The organism is Paracoccus yeei ATCC BAA-599 (assembly GCF_000622145.1).
GTDB lineage: Bacteria > Pseudomonadota > Alphaproteobacteria > Rhodobacterales > Rhodobacteraceae > Paracoccus > Paracoccus yeei.
On sequence record NZ_KK211404.1, the window covers coordinates 18,787 to 38,998 of the forward strand.

Below are 20,212 nucleotides of genomic sequence, written 5' to 3' on the forward strand. Positions count from 1 at the left end.
ACAATCGCGCGATTTTCTGAACGAGGGGGTTTTTCCCGCCGGGTTTTTCGCATTATCCTGCCGCCGGATGGTTGAAAACGCCACCACGATCAGCAACAAGCCCGGACAAACCGGACCATGGCAGGAGGCCAGAGCATGTTCACATCCGCGCCGCGTGTGGCGGCCGCAGCCACCGCATTCGCAATCGCGCTTTCCACCCCCCTGATGGCGCAGGAATCGACGAACGCCATCGGGTCCGAAGGGGACTGGACCGCGTTCTCGGCCGCCAGCCCCAAGGAATGCTGGGCCGTCTCGGCGCCGAAATCGACGCAGAACACCGACGCGAACGGCAATCCGCGCGAAGTGACGCGCGGCGACATCCGGCTTTACGTCGCCTATCGCCCCGGCCAGTCGGGCGAGGTCTCCTTCGCCGGCGGCTATCCCTTCGCGCCCGATTCCACGGTCGAGGTCAATGTGGGCGGCAATGTCTTCAAGCTGTTCACCGAAGGCGAAAGCGCCTGGACCGGCTCGCCGTCCGAGGATGGCAAGCTGATCTCGGCGCTGCGCGGCGGCTCCTCGGCCATCGTGACCGGGCGTTCGGCGCGCGGCACCGTGACCAAGGACACGTTCAGCCTGGCCGGCATCACCGCCATGACGAACAAGGCCCAGGCCGCCTGCAAGTAAGACGCCGGACCGGGACGACACAGACAGGGGCCTCGGCCCCTGTTTTCTTTTGGGGCGTTTTACCTTATATAGACGCCTTCGCCCCCCATCCGCCCGGACCTCGCCCAGCCATGAACGCCCCGATCACCCAAGACCTTCTGACCATTCCGCGCAAGCTGCCCGACACGGCGCTGACCAACATCGTCGGCCTGACCCGCGACCAGCTGCGCCAGGCGCTGATCGACGCCGGCACGCCGGAAAAGCAGGCCAAGATGCGCGTGGGCCAGATCTGGCAATGGGTCTATCACTGGGGTGTGCGCGACTTCGCGCAGATGACGAACCTGGCCAAGGACTACCGCGCCTTCCTGGCCCAGCGGTTCGAGATCGCCCTGCCCGAGATCGTGACCCGCCAGATCAGCGCCGACGGTACCCGCAAGTATCTGCTGCGCATCAGCGGCGGACACGAGGTCGAGACCGTCTACATCCCCGAGGAAAACCGCGGCACGCTGTGCATTTCCAGCCAGGTCGGCTGCACGCTGACCTGTTCCTTCTGCCACACCGGCACGCAGAAGCTGGTGCGCAACCTGACGGCGGGGGAAATCGTGGGCCAGGTCATGGTCGCCCGCGACGACCTGGGCGAATGGCCGCAGCCCGGCGCGCCCAAGGACGAAACCCGGCTGGTCTCCAACGTCGTGCTGATGGGCATGGGCGAGCCGCTTTACAATTTCGAGAACGTCCGCGACGCCATGAAGGTGGTGATGGACGGCGAAGGCCTCAGCCTGTCGCGCCGCCGCATCACGCTGTCGACCAGCGGAATCGTGCCCGAAATCGCCCGCACGGCCGAGGAGATCGGCTGCCTGCTGGCCGTCAGCTTCCACGCCACCACCGACGAGACGCGCAACATGCTGGTGCCGGTGAACCGCAAGTGGAACATCGAGACGCTGCTGAACGCGCTGCGCGACTATCCGCGCCTGTCGAACAGCGAACGCATCACCTTCGAATATGTCATGCTGGACGGCGTGAACGACAGCGACGAGGACGCCCGCCGCCTGGTCAGGCTGATCCGCGGCATCCCGGCCAAGATCAACCTGATCCCGTTCAACGAATGGCCGGGCGTGGCCTACAAGCGCTCAAGCTGGGAGCGGATCGAGGCATTCGCCGACATCATCCACAAGGCCGGCTATGCCAGCCCCATCCGCACGCCGCGGGGCGAGGACATCATGGCCGCCTGCGGCCAGTTGAAATCCGCGACCGAACGCGGCAGGAAATCGCGGGCCGAGATCGCGGCCGAGGCCGCGGGCGCCGCCCCGGCCTGACCGGCTGACAGAAGCCGCCATTCCTGCTAGCATCGACGCAGGCCCCAGCCCGGGATGTTTGCGATGCCGACGGTCCTTGCCGAGTTCACCGATCTGCCCGGAACGCAGGCGGCCGTGGGCCGGTCGGGCGGGCATGTCGTCGTGGCCGACCGCCCCGAGGGCGCGGCGGGGGGCGCGGGCCTGGGCTTCAACGGCGCCCAACTGCTGGCGCTCGCGCTGGGGGCGTGCCTGTGCAACGACCTGCGCTATCTGGCGCAACGCCGGGGCGTCGCCATCGCCGCGCTGTCGGTCCGCGTCGCGCTGCAGCTGGACGGCGATCCGGTCGTCGCGACCTCGGCGGAACTCACGGTCGATTGCCGGCTGGCCGATGGCAGCCCCGGCCTTGCCCTGATCGACGAGGCGCGGGGCAGCTCGATGGTCGCCCTGACCCTGGCCCGGGGCATCCCGGTCACGATCACGCCGCGGGCCTGATCCGGCGCTGGCCTGATCCGGCATCGAACCGCCCCCAGGCTGTGCGCCGAACTTGCCCCGCGCGCCGCACGGGCGTAGAAAGCGCCGACCCGCGAACGAGGCACCCATGACCCATCCGAAACCCGTCGTCCTGTGCATCCTCGATGGCTGGGGCATTTCCAACCGCCCCGACCAGAGCGCGCCGGACCAGGCCCGGACGCCGAACTTCGACCGGCTGATGCGCGATTGCCCGCATGGGACGCTGGTGACCTTCGGGCCGGACGTGGGCCTGCCGCGCGGCCAGATGGGCAATTCCGAGGTCGGCCACACCAACATCGGCGCCGGCCGGGTGGTGGCGATGGACCTGGGCCAGATCGACCTCGCCATCGAGGACGGCAGCTTCTACGAAAACGCCGCGATCCGCGAATTCGTGCGCAAGCTGCGCGCCAGCCACGGCACGGCGCATCTGATGGGCGTGGTGTCGGACGGGGGCGTGCACGGGCATATCCAGCACGTCATCGCCGCCGCCCGCGCCATCGCCGACAAGGGCGTGCCGGTCGTCGTCCATGCCATCACCGACGGGCGCGACGTGCCGCCGAGTTCCGCCCTGGCCTTCGTCAAGGAACTGCGGGCCGCCCTGCCCGAAGGCGCGCGCATCGGCACCGTGATTGGGCGCTACTACGCGATGGACCGCGACAACCGCTGGGAGCGCGTGGCCCGCGCCTACGCCGCCATGGTCCGGGCCGAGGGGCTCTCGGCCGCCGATCCGGTCGAGGCCGTGACCGCCTCCTATGCGCGCGAGGAAACCGACGAATTCATCCGGCCCACCGTGATCGGCGATTACGCAGGCGCGCGCGACGGCGACGGCTTCTTCTGCCTGAACTTCCGCGCCGACCGCGCGCGCGAGATCCTGGCCGCCATCGGCCAGCCGGGCTTCGACGCCTTCGACACCGGCACCCGGCCGCAATGGGCGGCGCTGCTGGGCATGGTGGATTATTCGGCGAAACACGACGCATACATGCAGGCCGCCTATCCCAAGCGGCAGGTCGAAAACACGCTCGGCGCCTGGGTCGCGCAGCGCGGCCTCAGGCAGTTCCGCCTGGCCGAGACCGAGAAATACCCCCATGTCACCTTCTTCCTGAACGGCGGCAAGGAGACGCCCGAACCCGGCGAGGACCGCTTCATGCCGCAAAGCCCCAAGGTCGCGACCTATGACCTGGCGCCCGAGATGGCCGCGCCCGAGGTCAGCGCCAGCCTGGTCGGCGCGATCGAGGCGGGCTACGACCTGATCGTGGTGAACTACGCCAATCCCGACATGGTCGGCCATACCGGCAGCCTGCCCGCCGCCGTCCGCGCCTGCGAGGCGGTGGACCGCGGCCTCGGCCAGATGCTGGACGCGCTGGAGCGCGCGGGCGGCGCGGCCGTCGTCATCGCCGACCACGGCAATTGCGAAACCATGATCGACCCGGAAACCGGCGGCCCGCACACCGCCCATACCGTGAACCCGGTGCCGGTCATCGTCTATGGCGGCCCCCAGGGCGCCAGCCTGCGCAACGGCCGCCTGGCCGACGTCGCGCCGACGGTCCTCGACCTGATGGGCCTGCCGCTCCCGCCCGAGATGACCGGCCGGTCGCTGATCGTCCGATGAACCGTCCCGCCCTTGCCCTGCTGCTGGCCGCATCCCTGGGCCTTGCCGCCCCCGCCGTCCCCGCCCAGCCGGCCGAGCCGCTGGGCCAGGCCGCCGACGAGGCCGCCCGCGCCGCCGAGATGCTGCGCCAGGCCACCGGCCAGCTTGACCAGGCCCTGACCAAGGAGGATCAGGTCGCCTCGCTGACGCAGATGATCCGCGCCTATGAACAGGGCCTTGCCGCCCTGCGCGAGGGGCTGCGCCGCGCCGGTGTCCGCGAACAGGAGATCCGCGCCGAGTTCGACGCCCGCCGCGACAGCCTGGGCCGCGTGCTGGGGGTGATGACCTCGATGCAGCGCTCGCCCGAAACCATGCTGCTCCTGCACCCCTCGGGGCCCGAATCCTCGGCCCGGGCGGGGATGATCCTGTCCTCGGTCGCGCCGGGGCTGCAGGCCGAGGCGCAGGCCATGCAGGACAAGCTGCAGGAAATCCGCACCGTCCGCACCATCCAGCTGAACGCCGCGAACACCCTGGCCCAGGGCCTGGGCCAGGTGCAGGAGGCGCGCCGCCTGCTGGCCTCGGCCACCACCGACCGCTCGGACATGCCCGCCCGCTATGGCGAGGACCCCGAGGAGCTGCGCCAGCTGGTGCAGTCGGCCGACACGCTCGACGCCTTCGCCTCGGGCATCACCAGCATGGAAAACGACGTCGGCGCCCCCATGGCCGATTTCGAGGGGGCCCAGGGCAGCCTGGCCCTGCCGGTGATCGGAACCGTGCTGCGGCGCTACAACGAACCCGACGCGGCCGGCGTTACCCGGCCCGGCCTGGTCATCGCGACCGGCCCCGCGGCGCTGGTCACCACGCCCTGGGCCGCCACCATCCGCTATCGCGGCCCGCTGCTGGATTACGGCAATGTGATGATCGTTGAACCCGCGCGCGGCTATCTGATGATATTCGCCGGGCTGGCGCAGGTTTTCGGCGAAACCGGCGACGTGCTGGTGGCGGGCGAGCCGGTCGGCCTGATGGGCGGCACCGAGCCCCCCGCGCAGGAGTTCGGCGCCCAGTTCGTCGCCGACGCCGCCACCGGCACCGGCGCTGGACAGACCGAAACACTGTATGTTGAACTCCGCAAGGGCAAGGAAACACTGGACCCGGCGGAATGGTTCGTGATGAATCCCATTGTGGCCCAGACAGGCGACGCAACCGCGCAGGACGCAACCGAATGAAACATTATCTTCTGGCCGGCGCGATCGGCACCCTTGCAGGCGCGGTCGCGGCCACGCAGCTGGCCGGCCCGCTGATCGCGCAGGAAACCGGCAAGAACGCCTCGGTCTATGAACAGCTCGACCTGTTCGGCAACGTGTTCGAACGCGTGCGCTCGGATTACGTCGAACAGGTCGACGACAAGAAGCTGATCGAATCCGCGATCAACGGCATGCTGACCTCGCTCGACCCGCACAGCTCGTTCCTGTCGGCCCGCGACTACGAGGACATGCAGACCCAGACCCGCGGCAGCTTCGGCGGCCTCGGCATCGAGGTCGGGCAGGAGGACGGCCTGGTGAAGGTCATCTCGCCCATCGACGACACCCCGGCGGCCGAAGCCGGCGTCAAGGCCGGCGACTACATCACCCATGTCAACGGCGAATCGCTGATGGGGCTGAACCTCGACGAGGCGGTCGAGAAGATGCGCGGCCCGGTCGGGTCCGAAATCAAGATCACCATCCTGCGCGAGGGCGAGAAAGAGCCCTTCGACCTGACCATCACCCGCGACGTGATCAAGCTGACCGTGGTCAAGACCCGCATCGAAGGCCATGCGGTCGTCCTGCGCGTCACCACCTTCAACGACGAAACCATGTCGACCCTGCGGACCGAGATGGAAAAGGCGATCCAGCAGGCCGGCGGCATCGACAAGGTGACGGGCTTCGTCCTCGACCTGCGCAACAACCCCGGCGGCCTTCTGAACCAGGCCATCGAAGTGTCCGACGCCTTCCTCGACAAGGGCGAGATCGTGTCGACCCGCGGCCGCAAGCCCGAGGAATCGGAACGCTGGAACGCCAAGCTGGGCGATCTTGCGCAAGGCAAGCCGATGGTCGTGCTGATCAACGGGGGCTCGGCCAGCGCGTCCGAAATCGTGACCGGCGCGCTCCAGGACCACCGCCGCGCCATCGTCGTGGGGACGAAATCCTTCGGCAAAGGCTCGGTCCAGACGGTGATGCAGGTGACACCCGACAGCGCCATCCGCCTGACCACGGCGCGCTATTACACGCCCTCGGGCCGGTCGATCCAGGCGCTGGGCATCCAGCCCGACATCATCGTCGAACAGCCCGCGCCCAAGCCCAAGGACGAGGAGGACGCCGACACCCCGCGCAGCGCCTCGAAATTCTCGAACTCGGAAGCCGACCTGCGCGGCGCGCTGAACAACGACGCCGTGTCGGACGAAGAGAAGAAGCAGATCGAGGAAGAGGCCCGCCAGGTCGAGGCCACCGCCAAGCTGCGCGAAGAGGACTACCAGCTCGCCTATGCGGTCGACATCCTCAAGGGCCTGTCGGCGGTCGATTTCCGCGCCGATGCCGTGCCGGAAAGCGTCAAGCCCGCCGTGACCGGCGAGGGCGCGGCCGATGGCGACGCCCCCGGCGGGACGCAGGGCGGCGACAGCGGGGGCGCGTTGCGGCAATGATCGACCCGATCCACGACAACCTGATGGTGGGCCCCTCGGGCCTGCCCTATCGGCCCTGCGCGGGCGTCCTGCTGATCAACGACCAAGGCCTGGTCTTTGCCGGGCAGCGCATCGACCAGGGCGGCGGCGAGCCGGGCGGCGCCTGGCAGATGCCCCAGGGCGGCATCGACCGGGGCGAGACCCCGCGCGACGCCGCGCTGCGCGAACTGGGCGAGGAAACCGGCATCACCGACCCCGACCTGGTCGAGATCCTGGCCGAATCGCCCCGCTGGGTGACCTATGAACTGCCGCCCGAGCTTCTGGGCAAGATCTGGAAGGGCCGCTACGGCGGCCAGCAGCAGAAATGGTTCGCCATGCGCTTCCTGGGCGAGGATTCGCAGGTCGACATCAAGACCGAGGAACCCGAGTTCCTGCGCTGGCAATGGATGCGCGCGGGCGACCTGATCGGCGCCATCGTGCCCTTCAAGCGCGCCGTCTATGAACAGGTCTTCGCCGATTTCCGCGACTATCTGGCCTGAAGGCCCAAGTCTGAGGGCGCTGGCCTGTCGGCCCGCGCCGGGCCGGGGCGCCTTGCCCCCCCATCAGACCTGTCAGCCCCTTCCTCGCTGAAAAAGGCGCGCCGGACCGTTTTCCCGGGGCGTTCGGAGGCCCCCAAGGATATTTGCGCACGAAAGAAGCCTTGGGATCGTCGCGCCGGGGGGCGTGGCGCGCGCGTGGCGGCGGCGCTTGTCCTTGGCCCCGGCCTGTTTCATAGTGGCGGCGGGGACGGCCCCACCATCACGGTCAAGCGCGCGGGACGGCCCGGCAGGACAAGGATTGTGTCGTGGCCTGGTTCTATCTTTTCACCGCAGGCATCCTGGAAATCGTCTGGGCCTTCGCCATGAAGAAATCGGCGGGCTTCACCCTGCTGGTGCCCAGCATCGTTACCCTGGTCGGCATGGTGGCCAGCTTCGGCCTGCTGGCGCTGGCGATGCGCTCGCTGCCGCTGGGGACGGCCTATACGGTCTGGACCGGCATCGGCGCGGTCGGCGCCTTCGTGCTGGGCGTCCTGCTGCTGGGCGAGGGGCTGAGCCCCGGACGGGTTCTGGCGGCGGCGCTGATCGTCGCGGGGATCGCGATGATGAAGCTGTCTAGCCCCTGACGCGTCCGACGCGCGGTGTACGCCCCGTGTACGCGCGGTGTACGCATGTCACGGGCGGTTTTCGTTGCATTTGAAAGGCTTGGGCCGGGGGCGTTGCGCCCCCGGCGCACGCTTGTTGCGCGCCCTCAGGCCGCCGCGCCCAGTCCCGCCAGCCGCGCCTTGAGCGTGTCGCGCGCCACCTCCGCGCGGCTGCCCGAGATAACCGCCCGGCCCCGCTCCAGCATCAGGAAGCGGTCGCCCAGGTCATAGGCGAAGTCGAAGAACTGCTCGACCAGCACGATCGCCATGTCGCCCCTGTCGCGCAAGCCCTTGATGACGCGGCCGATCTGCTGGATGATATTGGGCTGGATGCCCTCGGTCGGCTCGTCCAGCAGCAGGACGCGCGGCCGCGTGACCAGGGCCCGGGCGATGGCCAGCTGCTGCTGCTGGCCGCCCGACAGATCGCCGCCGCGCCGGTGGCTCATCTCGGCAAGCACCGGGAAGTGCTGGAAAATCTCCTCGGGCACCTGGCGTTCGCCGCGCGGCAGCAGGCCAAAGCCGGTCTCGAGGTTCTCGCGCACGGTCAGCAGCGGAAAGATCATCCGCCCCTGCGGCACATAGGCCAGGCCGCGCGCCGCCATGGCTTGGGCGTTGACGCGGCCCAGTTCCTCGCCATTCAGCCGCAGGCTGCCGCCCGACCGCGGGTGGCTGCCGGACAGGACCTTGAGAAGGCTGGTCTTTCCGACCCCGTTGTTGCCCATGACGCAGGTGACCTCGCCCGGCCGGGCGATCAGGTCGACGCCGTAAAGGATCTGGCTGCCGCCGTAATGCAGCGTGATTCCGGTCGCTTCCAGCATGTCAGCCCCTTCCCAGATAGACTTCGACAACCTGTGGATTGGCGGTGACGTGGTCCAGGCTGCCCTCGGCCAGGACCGAGCCTTCATGCAGCACGGTGACCTTGCACTCCAGCCGCCGCACGAAATCCATGTCATGTTCGACCACCACCACCGCGTGCCGCTGCGCCAGCCGGCGCAGCAGGGTCGTGGTCTGTTCCCGCTCGGCCAGGGTCATGCCGGCGGCCGGCTCGTCGACCAGCAGCAGGCGCGGTTCCTGCGCCAGCAGCATCCCGATCTCAAGCCATTGTTTTTGCCCGTGGGACAGCTCTCCGGACTTACGGGAAAGCTGGTCGGCGAGCCCCACCTCGGCGGCCAGCTCCGCCACCCGCGCCAGGCTGTCGGCCGATGGTTTCCACCACAGCACGCTGAACGGGCCCCGCGCCGCCTTCAGCGCCATGGTCAGGTTCTCGGCCACGGTCTGGTCCTCGAAGACCGTGGGGCGCTGGAACTTGCGGCCGACGCCGGCTCGGGCGATCTGCGCCTCGTTCATCTTCAGCAGGCTGCGCGAGGTTTCGCCCCACAGGACCTGGCCTTCGTCGGGCCGGGTCTTGCCGGTCACGATATCCATGAAGGTGGTCTTGCCGGCGCCGTTCGGGCCGATGATGGCGCGCAGCTCGCGTTCGGCGATGGCGAAGCTGAGGTTGTTGATCGCCCTAAATCCGTCGAAACTGACCGAGATTCCGATGACTTCCAAAAGCGCGCTCATTCCGTGGCCTCGCGTTCCTGCAATGCGCCCATGTCGGGGCCAAGGGGGGCGCCGCCGCGTTTCGGGGGCCGCAGCCCTTCCAGCAGGTCGACCAGCCCGGCGATGCCCTTGGGCGCGAACAGCGTGACCAGCACGAAGGACAGGCCCAGCAGCACCTGCCACCAGTCCACCCATTTCACCGTATAGAAGCCCAGGTTCAGGTCGGGCGCGCGGCCCCCGGTGAACCAGCTGGACACCAGCGAGACGAAGACCGCCCCGATCGCCGCGCCGTAAAGCCGGCCCCGGCCGCCGATCGCCACCCAGACCGCCAGATAGATCGAGGCGATGGGGGCAAGCTCGGCCGGGTTGATGATGCCCGCCTGCGGATAGTACAGCGCCCCGGCGATGCCCGTGATGACGGCCGCCAGCACGAAGATCACCAGCTTGTAGCCCTCGACCGAATAGCCCAGGAAGCGGACCCGCGCCTCGTCGTCGCGGATGGCGCGGGCGACGCTGCCGAACTTGCCGGACGCCACCCAGGCGATCATGAGATAGCCCAGTCCCAGCGCCAGGGCCGAGGCCCAGAGGAACCAGACCGACAGCCGTTCCTGCCCCACGCTCTCCAGCCCCGGGATGTTCTGCAACCCCGACAGCCCGTTGTTGCCGCGCAGGCCGGAATCGTTCTGGAACAGGTAAAGCGCCAGGGCCAGCGTCATCGCCTGGGTCAGGATCGACAGGTAAACCCCGTTCACGCGGCTGCGGAACGCCAGCCAGCCAAAGACCAGCGCCAAGAGCCCCGGCACCAGCACGACCAGCGCCAGCTGGCCGATGAGCGAGCCCGACAGCGCCCAGATCGCCGGGAACTGGTCCGAGCCCACGACGCCAAAGATCTGCGTGGCGACGGCCTGGGAAATCTCGGCCTCGGTCGGCGGGATCGGCAGGTTCGCCAGCGATCCAGTGACGATGCCCTCGGTCCGGGCGACCATCAGCCACATGCCGATCATGTAGCCGCCAAGCGCAAAGAACGCCATCTGGCCCAGGGACAGGATGCCGACATAGCCCCAGACCAGATCCATGGCGACGGCGGCCAGCGCCAGGCACAGGGTCTTGCCCAGCGTCTTGACCATGCTGGTGGAAATCGCGCCCGTGCCATAGCCCGCCGACAGCATGGTGACGGCCAGGGTAAAGACCGCGAGCACGGCCAGGAACACCAGGATCGAGGGATGGCGAAGCACCAAGGGTTTGCGCATGTCAGGCCCCCACGGCGGCGCGGCCCCGGGCGGCGATGATGCCGCGCGGCCGGAACTGGATGAAGATGATGATGAACAGGATCATGTAGGTCTGCGCGGCCAGCGTGTTGGCGGGGTTCAGCCACTCGATCCCCTTCTGCAGGAAGCCGATCAGCGCGGCGCCGGCGAGCGTGCCCCAGATGTTGCCGACCCCGCCCACGACGACCGTCATGAAGCTTTGCACGATGTAGTCGCTGCCCAGTTCGGACGTGACCTTGGCGAACAGGCCGATGGCCACCCCCGCGATGCCGGCGATGCCGGAACCCAGGCCGAACGTCAGCATGTTGATGCGGTCGGGACTGATGCCCATGCTGGCCGCCATGCCGGGATTCTGGGTCACGGCCCGCACCTCGAGCCCCAGCCGGGTGCGGTTCATGATGAACAGGTAAAGCCCCAGGAACACCAGCGCGAGGACAAAGATCGCGATGCGGATATAGCTGACCCCGACGATGTCGTTCAGCGTCCAGGCCCCGTCCAGCCAGGCGGGCGCGGTCAGCGGCCGGGCCTGCGTGCCGAAGATGTTCTTGGCCAGCTGTTGCAGGGCGATGCTGACGCCGAAGGTCGCAAGCAGCGTTTCCAGTGGGCGCTTGTAGAGGTGGCGGATCACCAGCCGCTCGAGCGCGACGCCGGCGGCGAAGGTGACGATAAAGGCCAATGGCAGCGCCACGATCAGCGACAGCGTGCGGTCGGCGATGAACTGCTGCGTCACATAGCCGGTATAGGCGCCCATCATGATGAATTCGCCATGCGCCATGTTGATGACGCCCATCACGCCAAAGGTGATGGCCAGGCCGATGGCCGCCAGGAAATAGATCGAGGCGAGCGACAGCGCGTCCAGCGACAGGTCGGCGGCCTGCATCAGGCCGATGCGCGTCTCGGTTCCACGCAGGGCGGCGCGGGCGGCGTCGGTAACGGTCTGGTCAGGCTCGGCATAGACGTCCAGGAAATGAAAGCGGTCAAGCGCGGCGGTCACCTCGTCCTCGCTGGCGGCGGGCTGGACGAGGCCCTGGCTCTCCAGTGCGGTCCAGGCGCGGTCGCGGGCGGCATCATGGCCCAGCTGCGCCAGGGGAACGCCGCCGACCATGCCGCCCTGGATGTGCTGGGCCAGCATGGCGCGTTCGGCCTGGGGGGTCAGGCGGGCGGGGGCAAGCCCGGCCTCGACCAGCATGGCATAGGCGGCATCGCGCGAGATGTCGTCGCCCGGGCTCAGCTCCGCCGCGACATTGGCGCCCGGCGGGACGGTTTCCAGCGCCACGCGGCGGGTCGCCAGGATCGGGTTCAGGGCGGCGCGGAAATCAAGCCCCGTGTCGCCGCCAAAGCCTTCGATGGCGGCGATCCGCGCCGCCGGGTCGGGGTCGTGCTGGATCGTCAGCAACCGTTCCAGCCGCGCCTTGCGGGCGGCCAGGCCAGGGTCGGGATCGTCGAGCGCCGCGCGCAGCAGGACAAGCTGGCTGGCGTCGGCGCGGCGCGACAGCGCATCCAGCGCCTGGGCCCGGCGCGCCGGATCGGGGTCCGACAGCGCCGCCCCCGCCAGCGCGTCCGAGATCACCCCCCGCACGCCCGAGTTCGGCCGCAGCAGCGTCACTTCGGCCGGGGGCAGGTCGGCCCCGGTCGCGGCATCGGTCAGCCGGTCGCCATCGACGATCACCAGAAGCCCGTCGGATTTGCGCAGACCCAGCGCCCGGTCGCCCCAGGCTTGCAGCAGCGCCGCGCCCTGCGGGCCGGTCGCGGCGATGGCCTGGACCACCGGGCCGATGCTTTGGCGCGAGGGCTTTTCGATCTGACCGCGATGCTGGGCGATCACCGCCCCCAGGTCGGGGGCCTGGGCCGCAGCCGGCAGGGCCAGCGCCATGAGCGCCAGGGCAATGAAAATGAAGCGCATGAAATCCTCGCGACCCGGAAAGGGGGGCGGCGGGCGCCGCCCCGTCAGCGGTCAGTAGTTCGACTTGACCTGCACGCAGGCGTTGGTTTCGGTGTTCCACATGCCGCATTGCTTGCCCGGCCAATCGCTGTCGAGCTTGGCGCTTTCGGGCAGGAAGTCGGTCCAGGCGTCGCCCGGCACCTCGGGGGTCTGGCTGACGATGTCGAACTGGCCATCCTCGCGGATCTCGCCGATCAGCACGGGCTTGGTCAGGTGGTGGTTCGGCAGGACCTTGGCCGTGCCGCCGGTCAGGTTCGGCACCTCGACCCCGACGATGGCATCGAGCACCTTGTCGGTGTCGGTGCTGCCGGCCTTTTCCACCGCCGCGACCCAGGCGTTGAAGCCGATCATGGTGGCCTCCATCGGGTCGTTGGTCACGCGCTTGTCGTCGCCGGTGAACCTGTGCCAGCCATCAATGAAGGCCTTGTTTTCGGGGGTGTCAGCGGATTCGAAATAGTTCCAGGCCGCCAGATGGCCGACCAGGTTCGCGGTATCCAGGCCCGCCAGTTCCTCCTCGCCCACGGAAAACGCCATGACGGGGATGTCATCCGCCGACACGCCCGCGGCGGCCAGTTCCTTGTAGAAGCCGATGTTCGCGTCGCCGTTGACGGTCGAGACCACGCCGACCTTCTTGCCGTCCGCGCCAAGCGCCACCACGTCGGCAACGATCTTGGACCAGTCGGAATGGCCGAAGGGGGTGTAGTTGACGAAAATGTCCCCCGTCGCGACGCCCTTGCCCTTCAGATAGGCGTCCAGGATGTTGTTCGTGGTGCGCGGATAGACGTAGTCGGTGCCCAGCAGCGCCCATTTCTCGACGCCCAGTTCCTCCATCATGTAATCGACCGCCGGGATCGCCTGCTGGTTCGGGGCGGCGCCGGTATAGATCACGTTCTTGGACGACTCCTCGCCCTCGTACTGCACGGGATAGAACAGCAGCCCGTTCAATTCCTCGATGACCGGCAGGACCGACTTGCGGCTGACGCTGGTCCAGCAGCCAAAGATCGCGTCCACGCCGTTCACCGAGATCAGCTCGCGCGCCTTTTCCGCGAACAGCGGCCAGTCCGAGGCCGGGTCCACCACGACCGCCTCGATCTTCTTGCCCAGGACGCCGCCCTTGGCGTTCTGCTGATCGACCATCATCAGCACGGTGTCCTTCAGCGTGGTTTCCGAAATCGCCATCGTGCCCGACAGCGAATGCAGCACGCCGATCTTGATCGTGTCGTCCTGTGCCCAGGCGGCGCCCGCGCAACCGGCCAGAATGGCAAGACCGGCGCAGGCACTGGTGAACGTGTTCATCCCTGTTTCCCTCTTGTTGGTGCCGCATGACGGCAAGGGGATCAGGGCAGGAAACGGGCGGCGCTGCCACGTTCCGGGGCAGTTTGCGCGCAAGGCTTTGTTCGTTGCCCGGTTTTTGGTCCATGCCGGATGCAGATGACCGAAAACCGGGCGACGGTGGTGCGCGCCTTATCCGCGCAGCAGCGCCAGCAGGTTTGCGTCGGCATAGCCGTCCGGCACCATCCCGCGCGAGCGCTGGAAGCCCTTGACCGCCTCGACCGACTTCGCGCCCAGCTTGCCGTCGGCGCCGCCGGTGTCGAAGCCGCGCGCCATCAGCAGGCGCTGGATCTCGGCCTTTTCGCTGTTCGACAGGGTGCGGTCGCCGCGCGGCCAGGCGCCCTGGATGCCCGGGCGCCCGGCAATCGCGTCGCCCAGGAAGCTGACCGCCAGCGCATAGCTGTCCGAGGCGTTGTATTTCAGGATCGCCCGGAAGTTCTGCGTGATCAGGAAGGCCGGCCCCCGCGCCCCCGCCGGCGCGATGATCGCGCCCGAGGGCACCGGCCGGCCGCTTGCCGTCCTGACCCCCATCGCGGTCCACTGGCTGCCCGATTTCTCGACCGACTTGCTGACCTGGTTGTAGTCGAAGCCCGAGGGCAGGATCACCTCGGCCCCCCAGGGCTGGCCGGGCTGCCAGCCGTTCTGGCGCAGGTAATGCTCGGTCGAGGCCAGCGCGTCGGTCGGATCGTCCGACCAGATGTCGCGCCGCCCGTCGCCGTTGAAATCGACCGCGTGCGACAGGAAGGAACTGGGCATGAACTGCGTGTGCCCCATGGCGCCCGCCCAACTGCCCACCATATGGGCGCTGTCCACGTCGCCCGCCTGGATGATGCGCAGCGCGGCGACCAGTTCGCCGGCGAAGAACTCGCCCCGCCGCCCGTCATAGGCCAGCGTGGCCAGAGCCGGCACGATGGGCGTGCTGCCCCGGCCCGCCCCGAAGTTCGATTCCATCCCCCAGACGGCCAGCACGATCTCGCGCGGGACGCCGTAGCGCGCCTCGATGGCCGCCAGCGTGGACGCGTATTGCGCCGCCTTGGACCGGCCGGTCCCGACGCGGGTGCCGATGGCCCCGTCCAGATAGTCCCAGATCGGCTTGGAGAACTCGGATTGCTTGCGGTCCAGCGCGATCAGGCTGGGCATGAAATGCGCCTGCCCCATCGCGCTGTCAAAGACCTGGGGCGAAATCCCGGCGGCCAGCGCCCGGGGGCGGAAGCTGGCGACCCAGGTCTGGAACCCTGCCTCGGACCCCTGCCCGTTCGCGGTCGGAAGCCCGCCGAAATGGCCGCCACCCAGGGCGCCGGGCGACTGGTTCATGGATGCGCCGCAGCCCGCCAGCGCCAGGGTCAGCAGCCCGGTGGCCGCCATGCGATAGATGCCTTTGTTCATGCCTGTCCTTGCCCGCGCTCTTGTTATGGTTGCGGGCAGTCTAGCGCAGGCCGCGCCGGGTGGATAGGTCAGTCCTGATCGGGAAACAGGGGCTCCATCTGGGCCACGATCACCGCGTTCTCGGCCAGCGCGCGGTCCATCAGGTCCCGCTCCTCGGTCGGGATCTCATGCCCCTCGGCCAGGCGTTCGTCGATGCTGCCGTGGCCCGTCACCTCAAGCGGCGCAAGGCCCGCCTGCTTGAGGATGGCGACGGTCTCGCGCACCGCCTCGTCCTCGTCCCGGCCCGAGGCGTAGCAGACCAGCGCCGCGCCCGTCGCGCCCTCGGGCAAGCCGTCGTCAGCGGCGCGTCCGACCTGGACCAGAAGCGTATAGACCTGTTGGCTGGCGTTCGTCATCGCGTCCTTCCCATCGTCCTTTCCGGATGTGACAGGCCCCGGCCCGATGCGCAAGGCGGCAAAAAGGGCGGCCCCGGCAGGACCGCCCCGTTCTCGATCAGCCCGCAGGGGCTTAGCGGTTGCGTCGCAGCATCCGACCCAGCGCAATCAGGATGCAGGCGCCGATCACGCCGACCACAAGCTGTCCAAGCCAGCCGCCCAGGGTCGACCCCAGCAGGTTGATGAAGATGAAGTTCATCAGAACCGCACCCAGGATGCCCAGGATGATGTTCATCAGCAGCCCGTGTTCGGACTTCATGAGGTTTTCCGCAATCCAGCCCGCCAGAGCGCCGACGATGATCGCGGCGATCCATCCCATTCCTTCCATATTCCCTTCCCCTTCATAAGGTTGTCTTGGTCGGGCAACGCGGAAACGGGCGGCGCGGTTCCGCGTCCTCAGTCGCGCAGAAGCTCGTTGATCGAGGTTTTCGAGCGCGTCTGCGCGTCCACCCGCTTGACGATCACTGCGCAGTACAGGTTCACGCCGTTCTTGGACGGCATCGAGCCCGCGACCACGACCGAACCCGCCGGCACCTCGCCATACATGACTTCGCCGGTCTCGCGGTCCACGATCTTGGTCGATTTGCCGATGAACACGCCCATGCCCAGGACCGAGCCTTCGCGCACGATGCAGCCCTCGACCACCTCGGAGCGGGCGCCGATGAAGCAGTTGTCCTCGATGATGGTCGGGCCGGCCTGCATCGGTTCCAGCACGCCACCGATGCCGACGCCGCCCGACAGGTGGACGTTCTTGCCGATCTGCGCGCAGGACCCGACTGTGGCCCAGGTATCGACCATGGTGCCTTCGTCGACATAGGCGCCCAGGTTCACGAAACTGGGCATCAGGACCACGCCCTTGGCGATATAGGCCGAGCGGCGCACGACGCAGTTCGGCACGGCGCGGAACCCGGCCTCGCGCCAGCGCGCATCGTCCCAGCCCAGGAACTTGCTGTCCACCTTGTCCCACCAGCCGCCGCCCTGCGGACCGCCCGACTGCATCTCCATGTCCTTCAGGCGAAAGCCCAGCAGCACGGCCTTTTTCGCCCACTGGTTCACATGCCAGTCGGCGCCGCGCTTTTCGGCCACGCGCAGGACGCCCTTGTCCAGCGCCTCGAGCGTCGCCTCGATGGCATCGCGGGCCTCGCCCCGGGTGTCGGGGGTGATCCGGTCCCGGGTCTCCCAGGCGGATTCGATGGCGGCTTCTAGGGCGTCATTCGACATGGGTCTGGCCTCTCTCGGGTGGAAACTGTCACGCAAGGGCTATAAGCCCAGGGGTGCGGTCGCGCAATCCGCGCCGCCTGCCAGAGGTTTCGATGATCGACGAAGACGAGCGCGCCCACCCGTTCCGCGACAGCCAGCAGGATGCCGCCGCCATCCGGCAGGTGCCCGACACGCCCCAGACCCGCGCTCCGGCCTATCGGCTGGCCTTTACCGACAACGAATTCCTGCTGCGCGAGGAATTGCGCCCGGTGCGGCTGCAGCTGGAGTTGCTGAAGCCGCAGATGATCATGGATGCCCTAGGCGTGCGTTCGACCATCGTCATGTTCGGCGGCGCGCGCATCCCCGCCCCCGAGGCGCGGGCCGGTGCGCGCACCCCCGTCCTGGCCGAACTGTCCCGCTATTACGAGGAAGCGCGGATCTTTGCCCGGCTGGTGACGCGGCGCAGCCTGGAGAGCAAGGGCGCCGAGAACGTGATCTGCACCGGCGGCGGCCCCGGCGTGATGGAGGCGGGCAACCTGGGCGCGGCCGAGGCCGGGGGCGTCTCCATCGGCCTGTCGATCGTGCTGCCGCACGAACAGGCGCCGAACGCCTATGTGACGCCAGACCTGTGCTTCAACTTCCACTATTTCGCGATCCGCAAGATGCATTTCCTGATGCGGGCGCGGGCGGTCACGGTGTTCCCCGGCGGCTTCGGCACCATGGACGAGATGTTCGAGGCGCTGACCCTGATCCAGACCGGCCGGATGACGCGGGTGCCCTTCATCCTGTTCGGCAAGGAGTTCTGGGACCGGGTGATCGACTGGCAGGCCCTGGCCGAGGCCGGCACCATCAGCCCCGAGGACCTGGACCTGATCAGCTTTGTCGACACGGCCGAGGAAGCGCTGGCGATCATCGACGCATGGCCCGATCCGGAGCCCGATCCGGAGCCCGATCCGGGGCCTGAGGCCTAATGCGGCCACCAGGCCACGAAGTCGTTACTGTCCACGCCCTCGCCCGGCAGCGGCGCGCCTGAACGCAGCGCGCCGCTGCGATAGACGGCGTGGGTCAGTTCGGGCTGCATCTGCGGGTCCTCGTCGCCCGCTGCGGGGCGGACGACGATGGTCCCGCGTTCAAGCGCGCGGGCAAAGGCCGGATCGCTCAGGTAGATCGCCTTGAGATAGTCGATGACCTCGGCGCGGAACGCGGCCTGATCCAGGGGCGTGTCGGCATTGGCTGCCATCGCGCGGGCGCGGGCCAGCGCGGCCTCGGCCTCGGCGCGGATGCGCGCCTCAAGCGCGGGGTCTTCGCGTCCCAGCCGCTCGATGGCATCGTCGCTGAGCCGGAAGCCGTCGCGGGGCGCGGTGTCGTCCCGGGATCCGGCCTGGTCGCGACCGGGCCGCAGCCTGACATCCTCCTCGCCCGGGCGGGTGGCTTCGGGGGGCACCACAACGCGGCCGGGGCTGACGGAAGGGTCCCGCGCCGCGCCCGGGGCGGGGGCCAGGGCCGGAACCGGAGAAGAGCTGCTGATCGAAGGCGAGGCCATGCCGAAACCCGGGAATCATCATGCGGACAGGATCATGTTAACCTTCGTCGCGCGATTTTAACCCATTGTTAAGGTTAAATATTCCTAAAGTTTTAACGATCAGGCGCGGTGATAGGGGCTGCCGGCCAGGATGGTGGTCGCGCGATAGATCTGTTCGGCCAGCATGACACGCACCAGCATATGGGGCCAGACCATGCGGCCCAGGCTGACCGACAGCGCGGCGCGGGCCCGCAGGGCGGGGTCGATCCCGTCGGCGCCGCCGATGACGAAGGCGATGTCGCGGGCCTGGTCCCGGAACCCCGCGATCCGGTCTGCGAATTCCGGCGAGGTCAGCATCTGGCCGCGTTCGTCCAGCGTCACCAGCGCCGCATCGGAGGGAATGACCCGATCCAGCAGTGCCGCCTCGGCCGCCATGCCGCCGCCGCGCTTGTCCTCGACCTCGGCGATGGTCACGGGGGGCAGGCCCAAGGCGCGGCCCGCCTTGGCGTGACGGTCGAGATAATCGGCGATCAGCGTCGCCTCGGGGCCCTGCCGCAGCCGCCCGACCGCGGCAATGACCATCCGCATGCGTCCGGCCCGTCAGCCCTGCGGGCGTTGGGCGGCTTCGTCGGCGGCGTGATCGGCGCGCAGCCTGTCCAGCGTGGCCGAGCGCAGCGCATCCGCCGGCATCCACATCTTTTCAAGCTGATAGAACTCGCGCACCTCGGGGCGGAAGACATGGACGATCACGTCGTCGGTGTCGATCAGCACCCAGTCGCCGGTGTCCTTGCCTTCGACGCGGGCCGAGCGGCCGGTCTGCTCCTTCAGACGCTCGACCAGCTTTTCCGCGATCGACGCGACCTGGCGCGCGTTCCGGCCCGAGGCGATCACCATGTGGTCGGCCATGGCCGAGCGGCCGCGCAGGTCGATGGTCACGACCTCTTCGGCCTTGTCGTCGTCGAGCGAGGCAAGAATGCGATCCAGAAGCTGATCGCTGGTCAGCCCGGGCATCGCGGCGGTCGCAGCCGGTGCAGTCACCGGCGAGACGGTATTGGACAGGGGTTCATCCTCCGGTCATCGCGCCGCTCTCCCCCGGCGCCGGGGCCCTTATAATGTAGCATGGAATTGCCCCGGCTCAATGCGGGGCGGCCAGATTTGTGGGCAGGACGCGGGCCGCGGCTTGGACCCGGCAGGCCGACAGCGGAAGATTATCCCATGTTTCCGGGCATTTGACTAAGCCTTCGGCCCAGGCCAGGCGGTCGGTTTCCAGCCGCAACAGTTGGCGCGCGCGTTCCGCCGGGGTTTGCGCGACGAAGACGGCGAGCGTGAAGAGCGCGGCGCAAAGCAGCGGAAACGCCCGCAGGAAAATACGAATCATCATGGCAGATCACCTTTCGTCCGGGCTTGACCATAGGGACCGGATGCCAAGAATGAATTAACAGAACCGTGCCCGCCGCGTGACCGAAGGCCCCTCGGGGCGCCCGCACCGGGCGTACACCGCGCGTACACAGGGCGTGCACCGCCGGTCCTCCGCCCCGGCCTGCCATATTGCCTGATGGCGAAAACCGGCGTAAAACGGCGCTCATGCAAGGATTCGTCTATTTCGACATCCATGACCGCGCCCGGCTGCCGGGTCGGTTCTACGGCGAAAGCCTGTCCGTCACCGCCCGACTTTGACGGCAGCGGGCGCATGCTTGTGCGCGCCCCTGGGACAC

Annotated in this window: 22 protein-coding genes; 9 read left to right on the plus strand and 13 right to left on the minus strand. The window is 68.4% G+C overall.

The genetic code is table 11. The annotated features are described in order from the left end of the window. Window positions 1-135: 135 nt before the first annotated feature. The 8 genes from BU28_RS0120785 to BU28_RS0120820 all read left to right on the plus strand — a co-directional run bounded on the left by BU28_RS0120785 (window position 136) and on the right by BU28_RS0120820 (window position 7,853). Window positions 136-663 (plus strand): invasion associated locus B family protein, encoded by a 528-nt coding sequence (locus tag BU28_RS0120785; RefSeq protein ID WP_028721140.1) that lies wholly within the window; start codon window positions 136-138, stop codon window positions 661-663. 110 nt (window positions 664-773) lie between these two features. Next, entirely contained in the window at window positions 774-1,958 is a 1,185-nt protein-coding gene (gene rlmN / locus BU28_RS0120790; protein ID WP_028721141.1) for a dual-specificity RNA methyltransferase RlmN, read from the plus strand. Between the two features lie 63 nt (window positions 1,959-2,021). After that, a complete protein-coding gene (locus BU28_RS0120795) occupies window positions 2,022-2,429 on the plus strand; it encodes an OsmC family protein (RefSeq protein WP_028721142.1) in 408 nt (135 codons plus the stop codon). Window positions 2,430-2,535: 106 nt separating this feature from the next. After that, entirely contained in the window at window positions 2,536-4,056 is a 1,521-nt protein-coding gene (gene gpmI, locus BU28_RS0120800; RefSeq protein ID WP_028721143.1) for a 2,3-bisphosphoglycerate-independent phosphoglycerate mutase, read from the plus strand. Further along, window positions 4,053-5,261, plus strand: a complete 1,209-nt coding sequence (locus BU28_RS24020) for a murein hydrolase activator EnvC family protein (RefSeq protein ID WP_036763967.1) — start codon at window positions 4,053-4,055, stop codon at window positions 5,259-5,261. The genes gpmI and BU28_RS24020 overlap by 4 nt, the downstream gene beginning before the upstream one ends. Next, complete coding sequence (locus BU28_RS24025; RefSeq protein WP_051578364.1) at window positions 5,258-6,712, plus strand: S41 family peptidase; 1,455 nt, start codon at window positions 5,258-5,260, stop codon at window positions 6,710-6,712. The genes BU28_RS24020 and BU28_RS24025 overlap by 4 nt, the downstream gene beginning before the upstream one ends. Then, window positions 6,709-7,230: an RNA pyrophosphohydrolase gene (locus BU28_RS0120815; RefSeq protein ID WP_223850349.1), complete on the plus strand. Its 522-nt coding sequence runs from the start codon at window positions 6,709-6,711 to the stop codon at window positions 7,228-7,230. Before BU28_RS24025 ends, BU28_RS0120815 begins: the two co-directional genes overlap by 4 nt. A gap of 305 nt (window positions 7,231-7,535) precedes the next feature. Beyond that, window positions 7,536-7,853 carry a DMT family transporter gene (locus BU28_RS0120820; RefSeq protein WP_028721145.1) on the plus strand — a complete coding sequence of 106 codons (318 nt, stop codon included), beginning with the start codon at window positions 7,536-7,538 and terminating at the stop codon, window positions 7,851-7,853. A 125-nt stretch (window positions 7,854-7,978) separates the two neighbouring features. Here BU28_RS0120820 and urtE read toward each other — a convergent pair whose 3' ends face one another. The 9 genes from urtE to dapD form a co-directional block, all read right to left on the minus strand. Continuing rightward, window positions 7,979-8,689, minus strand: a complete 711-nt coding sequence (urtE, locus tag BU28_RS0120825; protein WP_028721146.1) for an urea ABC transporter ATP-binding subunit UrtE — start codon at window positions 8,687-8,689, stop codon at window positions 7,979-7,981. Between the two features lies 1 nt (window position 8,690). After that, window positions 8,691-9,434, minus strand: a complete 744-nt coding sequence (gene urtD, locus BU28_RS0120830) for an urea ABC transporter ATP-binding protein UrtD (protein WP_028721147.1) — start codon at window positions 9,432-9,434, stop codon at window positions 8,691-8,693. Then, window positions 9,431-10,663, minus strand: coding sequence for an urea ABC transporter permease subunit UrtC (gene urtC, locus BU28_RS0120835; protein ID WP_028721148.1), 1,233 nt, complete (start codon window positions 10,661-10,663; stop codon window positions 9,431-9,433). The genes urtD and urtC overlap by 4 nt, the downstream gene beginning before the upstream one ends. A 1-nt stretch (window position 10,664) precedes the next feature. Continuing rightward, window positions 10,665-12,584, minus strand: a complete 1,920-nt coding sequence (gene urtB / locus BU28_RS0120840) for an urea ABC transporter permease subunit UrtB (RefSeq protein ID WP_028721149.1) — start codon at window positions 12,582-12,584, stop codon at window positions 10,665-10,667. A 51-nt stretch (window positions 12,585-12,635) separates the two neighbouring features. After that, on the minus strand, window positions 12,636-13,919 hold the full coding sequence (gene urtA / locus BU28_RS0120845) for an urea ABC transporter substrate-binding protein (protein WP_028721150.1): 1,284 nt from the start codon (window positions 13,917-13,919) through the stop codon (window positions 12,636-12,638). 168 nt (window positions 13,920-14,087) lie between these two features. Continuing rightward, window positions 14,088-15,341, minus strand: coding sequence for a lytic murein transglycosylase (locus tag BU28_RS0120850; protein WP_028721151.1), 1,254 nt, complete (start codon window positions 15,339-15,341; stop codon window positions 14,088-14,090). 68 nt (window positions 15,342-15,409) lie between these two features. Next, entirely contained in the window at window positions 15,410-15,736 is a 327-nt protein-coding gene (locus tag BU28_RS0120855; protein ID WP_028721152.1) for a hypothetical protein, read from the minus strand. Between the two features lie 112 nt (window positions 15,737-15,848). Next, window positions 15,849-16,103: a GlsB/YeaQ/YmgE family stress response membrane protein gene (locus tag BU28_RS0120860; RefSeq protein ID WP_028721153.1), complete on the minus strand. Its 255-nt coding sequence runs from the start codon at window positions 16,101-16,103 to the stop codon at window positions 15,849-15,851. A gap of 68 nt (window positions 16,104-16,171) precedes the next feature. Then, entirely contained in the window at window positions 16,172-16,996 is an 825-nt protein-coding gene (gene dapD, locus BU28_RS0120865; protein ID WP_028721154.1) for a 2,3,4,5-tetrahydropyridine-2,6-dicarboxylate N-succinyltransferase, read from the minus strand. A 92-nt stretch (window positions 16,997-17,088) separates the two neighbouring features. Here dapD and BU28_RS0120870 point away from each other — a divergent pair, with 92 nt between their 5' ends. After that, complete coding sequence (locus tag BU28_RS0120870; RefSeq protein WP_028721155.1) at window positions 17,089-17,946, plus strand: LOG family protein; 858 nt, start codon at window positions 17,089-17,091, stop codon at window positions 17,944-17,946. Here the strand turns inward: BU28_RS0120870 and BU28_RS24390 are convergent. From BU28_RS24390 to BU28_RS0120890, 4 genes are all read right to left on the minus strand, one after another. Beyond that, complete coding sequence (locus BU28_RS24390; protein ID WP_051578365.1) at window positions 17,943-18,518, minus strand: hypothetical protein; 576 nt, start codon at window positions 18,516-18,518, stop codon at window positions 17,943-17,945. The two genes, BU28_RS0120870 and BU28_RS24390, sit on opposite strands and share 4 nt — an antisense overlap. A 99-nt stretch (window positions 18,519-18,617) precedes the next feature. Beyond that, on the minus strand, window positions 18,618-19,085 hold the full coding sequence (gene rlmH, locus BU28_RS0120880) for a 23S rRNA (pseudouridine(1915)-N(3))-methyltransferase RlmH (protein ID WP_028721156.1): 468 nt from the start codon (window positions 19,083-19,085) through the stop codon (window positions 18,618-18,620). A gap of 12 nt (window positions 19,086-19,097) precedes the next feature. Beyond that, window positions 19,098-19,508 carry a ribosome silencing factor gene (gene rsfS, locus BU28_RS0120885; RefSeq protein WP_028721157.1) on the minus strand — a complete coding sequence of 137 codons (411 nt, stop codon included), beginning with the start codon at window positions 19,506-19,508 and terminating at the stop codon, window positions 19,098-19,100. A gap of 124 nt (window positions 19,509-19,632) precedes the next feature. Next, entirely contained in the window at window positions 19,633-19,878 is a 246-nt protein-coding gene (locus BU28_RS0120890) for a hypothetical protein (RefSeq protein ID WP_028721158.1), read from the minus strand. Window positions 19,879-20,212 lie beyond the last annotated feature (334 nt).

Coding starts and splice junctions, on each gene's coding strand:
- gpmI (WP_028721143.1), top strand. CDS start 2,536: ATGACCCATCCGAAACCCGTCGTCCTGTGCATCCTCGATGGCTGGGGC.
- BU28_RS0120870 (WP_028721155.1), top strand. CDS start 17,089: ATGATCGACGAAGACGAGCGCGCCCACCCGTTCCGCGACAGCCAGCAG.
- BU28_RS0120785 (WP_028721140.1), top strand. CDS start 136: ATGTTCACATCCGCGCCGCGTGTGGCGGCCGCAGCCACCGCATTCGCA.
- rsfS (WP_028721157.1), bottom strand. CDS start 19,508: ATGCCCGGGCTGACCAGCGATCAGCTTCTGGATCGCATTCTTGCCTCG.
- BU28_RS0120850 (WP_028721151.1), bottom strand. CDS start 15,341: ATGAACAAAGGCATCTATCGCATGGCGGCCACCGGGCTGCTGACCCTG.
- urtA (WP_028721150.1), bottom strand. CDS start 13,919: ATGAACACGTTCACCAGTGCCTGCGCCGGTCTTGCCATTCTGGCCGGT.
- urtE (WP_028721146.1), bottom strand. CDS start 8,689: ATGCTGGAAGCGACCGGAATCACGCTGCATTACGGCGGCAGCCAGATC.
- BU28_RS0120890 (WP_028721158.1), bottom strand. CDS start 19,878: ATGATGATTCGTATTTTCCTGCGGGCGTTTCCGCTGCTTTGCGCCGCG.
- rlmH (WP_028721156.1), bottom strand. CDS start 19,085: ATGCGGATGGTCATTGCCGCGGTCGGGCGGCTGCGGCAGGGCCCCGAG.
- BU28_RS0120815 (WP_223850349.1), top strand. CDS start 6,709: ATGATCGACCCGATCCACGACAACCTGATGGTGGGCCCCTCGGGCCTG.
- dapD (WP_028721154.1), bottom strand. CDS start 16,996: ATGTCGAATGACGCCCTAGAAGCCGCCATCGAATCCGCCTGGGAGACC.
- BU28_RS0120860 (WP_028721153.1), bottom strand. CDS start 16,103: ATGGAAGGAATGGGATGGATCGCCGCGATCATCGTCGGCGCTCTGGCG.
- BU28_RS0120795 (WP_028721142.1), top strand. CDS start 2,022: ATGCCGACGGTCCTTGCCGAGTTCACCGATCTGCCCGGAACGCAGGCG.
- urtC (WP_028721148.1), bottom strand. CDS start 10,663: ATGCGCAAACCCTTGGTGCTTCGCCATCCCTCGATCCTGGTGTTCCTG.
- BU28_RS24390 (WP_051578365.1), bottom strand. CDS start 18,518: ATGGCCTCGCCTTCGATCAGCAGCTCTTCTCCGGTTCCGGCCCTGGCC.
- BU28_RS0120855 (WP_028721152.1), bottom strand. CDS start 15,736: ATGACGAACGCCAGCCAACAGGTCTATACGCTTCTGGTCCAGGTCGGA.
- BU28_RS24020 (WP_036763967.1), top strand. CDS start 4,053: ATGAACCGTCCCGCCCTTGCCCTGCTGCTGGCCGCATCCCTGGGCCTT.
- BU28_RS24025 (WP_051578364.1), top strand. CDS start 5,258: ATGAAACATTATCTTCTGGCCGGCGCGATCGGCACCCTTGCAGGCGCG.
- urtD (WP_028721147.1), bottom strand. CDS start 9,434: ATGAGCGCGCTTTTGGAAGTCATCGGAATCTCGGTCAGTTTCGACGGA.
- rlmN (WP_028721141.1), top strand. CDS start 774: ATGAACGCCCCGATCACCCAAGACCTTCTGACCATTCCGCGCAAGCTG.
- urtB (WP_028721149.1), bottom strand. CDS start 12,584: ATGCGCTTCATTTTCATTGCCCTGGCGCTCATGGCGCTGGCCCTGCCG.